5 protein-coding genes and 1 pseudogene are annotated in these 6342 nt (G+C 65.7%); 3 read left to right on the top strand and 3 right to left on the bottom strand.

Going from position 1 to position 6342, the window contains the following annotated elements; all coding sequences use genetic code 11:
* Window positions 1-506, bottom strand: a pseudogene (locus NX773_RS22825) (hypothetical protein); the annotation flags it as partial.
* Between the two features lie 16 nt (window positions 507-522).
* A complete protein-coding gene (locus NX773_RS22820) occupies window positions 523-975 on the bottom strand; it encodes a hypothetical protein (protein ID WP_258858530.1) in 453 nt (150 codons plus the stop codon).
* A gap of 67 nt (window positions 976-1042) precedes the next feature.
* Here NX773_RS22820 and NX773_RS22815 point away from each other — a divergent pair, with 67 nt between their 5' ends.
* Both NX773_RS22815 and NX773_RS22810 read left to right on the top strand, forming a co-directional pair.
* A complete protein-coding gene (locus NX773_RS22815) occupies window positions 1043-2332 on the top strand; it encodes an SDR family oxidoreductase (protein ID WP_258858529.1) in 1290 nt (429 codons plus the stop codon).
* Between the two features lies 1 nt (window position 2333).
* Window positions 2334-2798: a DUF2269 family protein gene (locus NX773_RS22810; RefSeq protein WP_258858528.1), complete on the top strand. Its 465-nt coding sequence runs from the start codon at window positions 2334-2336 to the stop codon at window positions 2796-2798.
* Between the two features lie 86 nt (window positions 2799-2884).
* Here NX773_RS22810 and NX773_RS22805 read toward each other — a convergent pair whose 3' ends face one another.
* On the bottom strand, window positions 2885-3352 hold the full coding sequence (locus tag NX773_RS22805) for an Lrp/AsnC family transcriptional regulator (protein WP_370662282.1): 468 nt from the start codon (window positions 3350-3352) through the stop codon (window positions 2885-2887).
* Window positions 3353-3525: 173 nt separating this feature from the next.
* Between NX773_RS22805 and NX773_RS22800 the strand changes: the two genes are divergently transcribed.
* Window positions 3526-6336, top strand: a complete 2811-nt coding sequence (locus tag NX773_RS22800) for a TonB-dependent receptor (RefSeq protein WP_258858526.1) — start codon at window positions 3526-3528, stop codon at window positions 6334-6336.
* Window positions 6337-6342: the final 6 nt, after the last annotated feature.

Here is a 6342-nt window from a genome sequence, read left to right as displayed (position 1 = left end):
CTTGCGCCGGGACGACGGCCCCGCTGCACCACGTTCACCCCATCCCGCACACCCCATCCCAGCGCCAGCAGCGCCATGCCGCTCAGCACCCAGCTGGCCCAGCCGTAATCGGCTCGCGCCACCGCGGCCGGCAAATCCCACCATCCCCGCAGCGTCAGCCCAACCAGCGTCATCACCACCCCCAGGTTGATGAACAGCAGCAAGTGCAGCACCCGTTCCGGCACCGGCAGGATGCGCGTGGCGCCTTCGACCACCACGTCGCGCCCCGAGATCAGCAGTTCGGCCAGAAACAGCACAACGATCCACCACCCTGCCGCGCCATGCCACTCCCACCACGCGAGCGACACGAACAGCGCGGCGAACACGAACTCGCGCCCGCTGTGCAGGAACTCTTCCTCGCCGGTATCGGCGCGCCCGGGCAGCCTGCCCAGCAGCTCGTGATTGAGGATCACGTCGATGCCACCCAGCACGCCGTGCAGCATTAACGCCCAGACATAGAGCGGCACGTTTTTTCCTTCTGCCTTAGACTTGGCTGCGACGGCACAGCGTGGCGCCACCGGCCAGGCCCAGCGCAAACGCGCCATACACCACGGCAAGCGCCGGGCGCGACAGGCGCTTTTCGTAGCCGGGCTTCAGGCGCTCTGGCGTGAGCTGGTAATCCACAAAGCAGGCGACAGCCGAGGTGGCGGTGGCCGCGGCCAGCGTCTTGCCGGTATCGCGCGCGTCGAGCAGGTGGCCGCAGGTGCGCTCGAACAGCACCGACCAGAAGGTCGCGCTCGCATGATGGATCGCGTAACCTGGCAGCGTGTAGCGCACCGAGGGCGTGTTGCGCCGGGCGGCCTGCTCGCCCCAGATCCAGTGGCTGATGGCGTTGGTGGGGGCAAACTGGCTGTTCGCCTCGCGCTTGCCCAGCATGGCCAGCGCCACGGTTGACAGCAGGCTGGACATGGCGCCCGAGACCAGGCCACGCTGCATTGCCGTTTTCCAGTTTTCCAGTTTTCCATAGCGTCCTCTTGTTGATGGGTGAGCGAAAGGAGCATGCATGCGGATCTTGCTGACGGGAGCAAGCGGCTTCATCGGCCAACACTTGCTGCACGCGCTGCTGGCGGAGGGCCATCACGTCGTGTGCGCGGTACGCAAGGCCAAGGCCAGCACCGACCCGCGGCTCGCGTACGTGCATGCGGACTTCACCAAGGATACGGATAAATCCGTCTGGCTGGCGCGCCTTACCGGCATCGACGCCGTCATCAACGCGGTCGGCATTTTCCGCGAATCGGGGCGCCAGACCTTCGCACGCTTGCATACGGAAACGCCGCGCGCATTGTTTGCCGCATGCGCCGAGTCGCACGACGTGCAGATGGTGATCCAGTTCTCCGCCCTCGGCGCCGACCGCGACGCGCAAACGCCCTACCACCTGTCCAAGAAGGCGGCGGACGACTACCTCGCCGCGCTGCCGGTGCGCGCCTACATCGTCCAGCCATCGCTGGTCTACGGCAAGGAAGGCGCCAGCGCGCGCGTGTTCAAGGCACTGGCCAGCATGCCGTTCGCGGTGCGCTTTGGCAACGCGCCGCAGCTGGTACAGCCAGTGCATGTGGACGATGTGGCTGCCGCCATTGTCGGCCTGCTGCGGCACCGGCTGCCGCTGCCCGGCACCGAGGTGACGGCGCAGCGCGTGCCGCTGGTAGGGCCGCAGGCGCTGGCGTTCACCGACTACCTTGCGGCGCTGCGCACGGCAATGGGCATGGGCAGGCTGCGCGTGCTGCACCTGCCCGGCAGCTTCGCGCGGCTACTGGCAAAGCTGGGCCGCTGGCTGCCGGGTGGCCTGCTGGACGAGGACACCCTCAGCATGCTCGACCGCGGCAACACGGCCGATCCTGCGACCACCATGCTGCTGATCGGCCGCGCGCCGCGCCCGGTGCGCGAGTTCGTCATCGACCCGCCAGCCGAGCGCCTGCAGGCCAAGCTGGTCTGGCTGCTGCCGCTGCTGCGCTATTCGGTTGCGGCGGTGTGGATCGTCACGGCGATCGTGTCCTACGGTCTGTATCCGCCGGCGCAAAGCTACGAACTGCTGGCGCGCACCGGCATTCCGGAAGCGCTGCGCCCGCTCATGTTGTATGGCGCAGCCACGTTCGACCTGGCGCTGGGCCTGGGTATCCTGCTGCTCAAGCGCCGCCGCTGGCTGTGGCTCGTTCAGCTGGCGCTGATCGCCTTCTACACGGTCGTCATCGCGATCCGGCTGCCGGAATTTGCGCTGCACCCGTACGGGCCGCTGACCAAGAACCTGCCGATGCTCGCCGCAATCTGGCTGCTGTACCAACTGGAGGAGGAATGACGTGGACTACCTGGTCGTGAAGTGGCTGCACATCCTGTCATCGACCTTCTTGTTCGGCACCGGCATCGGCTCGGCGTGGTACATGCTGTTTGCAAACATCAGCCGCGACGTGCGCGCGATCGCGGTGGTGAGCCGCTACGTGGTGGTGGCCGACTGGCTGTTCACCGCCACCACCATCATCGCGCAGCCGACCACGGGCTTTTACATGATCCACCTGGCCGGCTTTCCGATGCACAGCCGCTGGATTGCGTGGTCGCTGGTGCTGTACCTGATCGCGGCGGCGTGCTGGGTTCCGGTGGTGTGGCTGCAGATGCGCTTGCGCGACCTGTCGCGCGAGGCGGCCGGCACCGGGGCGCCCCTGCCGCCGGCGTACTGGAAGTATTTTCGCGCGTGGGTGATCCTGGGGATACCTGCGTTCTTCGCCTTCGTCGCGATCTTCTGGCTGATGGTAGCCAAGCCGACGTAGGTAGGGTGGGCAGCTTTGCTGCCCACGCGTTCAATCAGTGCATGCTCAGCCTGAACGCGTGGGCAGGAGACCTGCCCACCCTACGGTCAAGCCGCCGGCAGCGGCGGGTTGGTGGTGGACTTCACCTCGCGCAGCACGAACGAGGTGTAGATCTCCTTGATGCCGGGCAGGCTGTTGATGTTCGCCTCGGCGAACTTGCCGTACGCGGCCAGGTCCTCGGCCACCACCACCAGCTGGTGGTCGTAGCGGCCCGAGATGCGGTGGCAGGCCAGCACCTGCGGAATGCCCATCACCGCGTCCTCGAACGCCTGCAGGCTCTGCACGTTTTTCAAGTCGAGCGAAATGTACACGAACGCCATCACCTGGTAGCCCAGCCGCTCGGGGTCGATGCGCGCCTGGTAGCCGGTGATGACCCCTTCCTCTTCCAGCCGCTTGACGCGGCGCCAGCATGGCGAGGTGGTGAGCGACACCCGCTCGGCCAGCTCCGCGCTCGACAGCCGCGCATCCTCCTGCAAGGCCTCCAGGATCTTGCGGTCGGTACGGTCCAATTTCACTCTTGGTGCATTCATCGCGTCTTTATCGAATTGGCGAAACGTTCATTGCATACATACGCGTATTTCTCATATGAATGTAGCAAAATTTTGCTGGGATGCATCGATATAATCGTCTGTTGTTGCCAGAAACAAACATTTTGTTCTCTTTTCCACCAGCTAAGGAGCTGCAGTACATGTCGTACCCCACACTGAAGATCAAGAAATCCGTCATTGCCGTGTCAGCCGCCCTGGCGCCCATGCTGGTGGTATCGGGTCACGCTTTCGGCCAGGCGCAGGACCCGGACACGTCCAAGGTCCAGCGCGTGATCGTGACCGGTTCGTCGATCAAGCGCATCGATGGCGAGACCGCGCTGCCGGTCCAGGTCATGAAGCGTGAAGAGATCGAACGCACCGGCGCGACCTCGACCGAGGAACTGGTCAAGTCGCTGAGCTCGCTCTCGAGCGCCGGCAGCTCGACCACCGTGGCCAACGCCTCCGGCTATGGCGGCGGCAGCATCGCCACCGTGTCGCTGCGCGGCATGGGCAGCGCGCGCACGCTGGTGCTGGTCAACGGCCGCCGCGTGGCGGTGTACGGCGGCGGCTCGGCCGGTTCGGCCGGCTCGTCGGTGGACGTGAACAGCATTCCCCTGTCGGCCATCGAGCGGGTCGAGGTGCTCAAGGACGGCGCCTCGGCCGTGTACGGCTCGGACGCGATTGCCGGCGTGGTGAACTTCATCCTGCGCAAGGACTACCAGGGCGTCGAGGGCAGCGCCAACTACGGCCAGACCAGCGACCACAAGGCACGCGACCGCAAGGCCACCATCTTCGCCGGCTACGGCAGCATGGCCGAGCAGGGCTGGAACGTGACCGGCAGCGTGACGGTGCAGAACACCGATCCGCTGATGGGCATCGACCGCGACTACGCGCGCCGCCTGAACGCGGACCAGAAGAACGACGTGACCTCGTCGATCGCCTTCCCGGCCAACGTGGTGCTGAACAACAAGGGCACGCTGGGCAACCCGGCACTGCCGAACTGCGGCCCGGTGTCGGTGCTGTCGCCGTTCAACACCACCCGCTGCAGCTACGACAACAGCCCGTTCGTGTCGCTGCAGCCGCACTTCGAGAAGGCCAGCCTGATGGCCAACGGCCGCCTGCGCCTTTCCAGCGAGACCGAAGCCTACTTCGAATCCGGCTACACCAAGAACAAGATCACCTCGACCACGCAGCACGTTCCGCTCGCGTACAACTCGATCACCACCGCGACCAACCCCTACGTGCCTGCCTGGAACGCGCTGATCGCCCAGTATCCGGGCATGACCACCAAGTATCCGGCCCTCGGCCGTGGCGGCTTCGTGCTGATCCCGAGCAGCCCGTACTACCCGGCCGCGTTCGCCGCCGCCAACGGCCTGACCGGCCTGCCGCTGCTGCTGAACTACCGCGACGTGGCCAACGGCCAACGCAACACGCTCGACGTGTCCGAAAACGCGCGCTTTGTCGCCGGCGTGCGCGGCAGCTACGCGGGCTGGGACGTGGACTCGGCCTTCCTGTACACGCAGAGCAAGGTGCATGAAGAGCTGCTGTCGGGCTACGCGCAGTACTCGAAGGTGCTGCCGATCTTCAATAGCGGCGTGATCAACCCGTTCGGCCCGACCACCGACCAGTCGGCCATCGACGCGGTGCGCAACGCCGAATTCCGCGGCACCAGCTACGCCTCCAAGACCTCGACCACCTCGGTCGACCTGAAAGGCTCGCGCGAAATCTTCAACCTGCCGGCCGGCGCCGTTGGCCTGGCACTGGGCGCCGAACTGCGCCGCGAGAAATTCGAATACAACCCGTCGGTGGCGATCCAGACCGGCGACATCGCAGGCCTGGGCGGCAACGCGTTCCCGGTCACCGGCGCGCGCAACGTCTCGTCGGTGTACGCCGAGACCAGCATCCCCATCCTCAAGAAACTGGATGGCGACGTCGCCGTTCGCTATGACAACTACCAGGGCGTGGGCCACACGGTAAACCCGAAGGCGTCGATCCGCTGGCAGCCGACCGAATCCCTGCTGCTGCGCTCGGCCGTGGGCAAGGGCTTCCGCGCGCCGTCGCTGACCGACCTGTACACCCCGCAGGCCACCAGCATCACCGGCAACGGCACCCGCGACTACCTGCGCTGCCCGAACCTGACGACCGGCGCCCCGCGTGACTGCAACAACCAGTTCACCACCGTCACCGGCGGCAACCCGAACCTGAAGCCGGAGAAATCGACCTCGATCACCGCCGGCATCGTGTGGGAGCCTGTGAAGAACGCCTCGATCGCGCTGGACGCCTTCCGCATCAACCTGAAGGATGCGATCGTGGTGGGCGGCCTGTCGTCGACCTACTTCATGGCCAACGCGGCGCGCGAGCAGCTGTACGCCAAGTTCATCAACCGCGGCGCTCCGGACGGCAATGCCTCGGGCCTGGGCCCGATCGAATCGATCACCCAGACCAACGCCAACCTGTTCAAGACCCAGGTGGCAGGCGTGGACGTGGACGCGATGTACCGCCTGCGCTTTGGCGACGGCAACCGCCTGAACCTGCGCCTGTCGGGCACCTACATGGCCAAGTACGACGTGCAGGGCCCGGACGGCAACTACACCAGCTCGCTGGACCAGGCGCTGTCGGCCTCGGGCGGTGTGGTGCTGCGCTGGAAGCATAACGCCAGCGCAACCTGGGAAAACGGCCCGTACGCGGTGACGTTGCTGCAGAACTACCAGAAGGGCTACACCGACGTGCTGGCCAACCTGATGCCGACCAGTACCACGCCGCGCAAGGTTGACGCATACGCGACCTACGACATGCAGCTGGCCTACACCGGCATCAAGAACACCAAGCTGACGCTGGGTGTGAAGAACCTGTTCGACCGCGATCCGCCGTACACCAACCTGACCTCGAACTTCCTCGGTGGTTACGACGTGAGCTACAGCGATCCGCGCGGCCGCTACATCTACGTCACGGCGAGCTACGCCTACAAGTAACGCGGC

The sequence above is a fragment of the Massilia solisilvae genome (assembly GCF_024753215.1).
GTDB lineage: Bacteria > Pseudomonadota > Gammaproteobacteria > Burkholderiales > Burkholderiaceae_D > Telluria > Telluria solisilvae.
Note: the sequence above shows the minus strand (reverse complement) of the source record. Positions and strands in the feature narration are given on the sequence as shown.

Excerpts from the sequence above, each read along its gene's own strand:
- NX773_RS22800 (WP_258858526.1), top strand. The coding sequence starts at position 3,526 with ATGTCGTACCCCACACTGAAGATCAAGAAATCCGTCATTGCCGTGTCA.
- NX773_RS22820 (WP_258858530.1), bottom strand. The coding sequence starts at position 975 with ATGCAGCGTGGCCTGGTCTCGGGCGCCATGTCCAGCCTGCTGTCAACC.
- NX773_RS22815 (WP_258858529.1), top strand. The coding sequence starts at position 1,043 with ATGCGGATCTTGCTGACGGGAGCAAGCGGCTTCATCGGCCAACACTTG.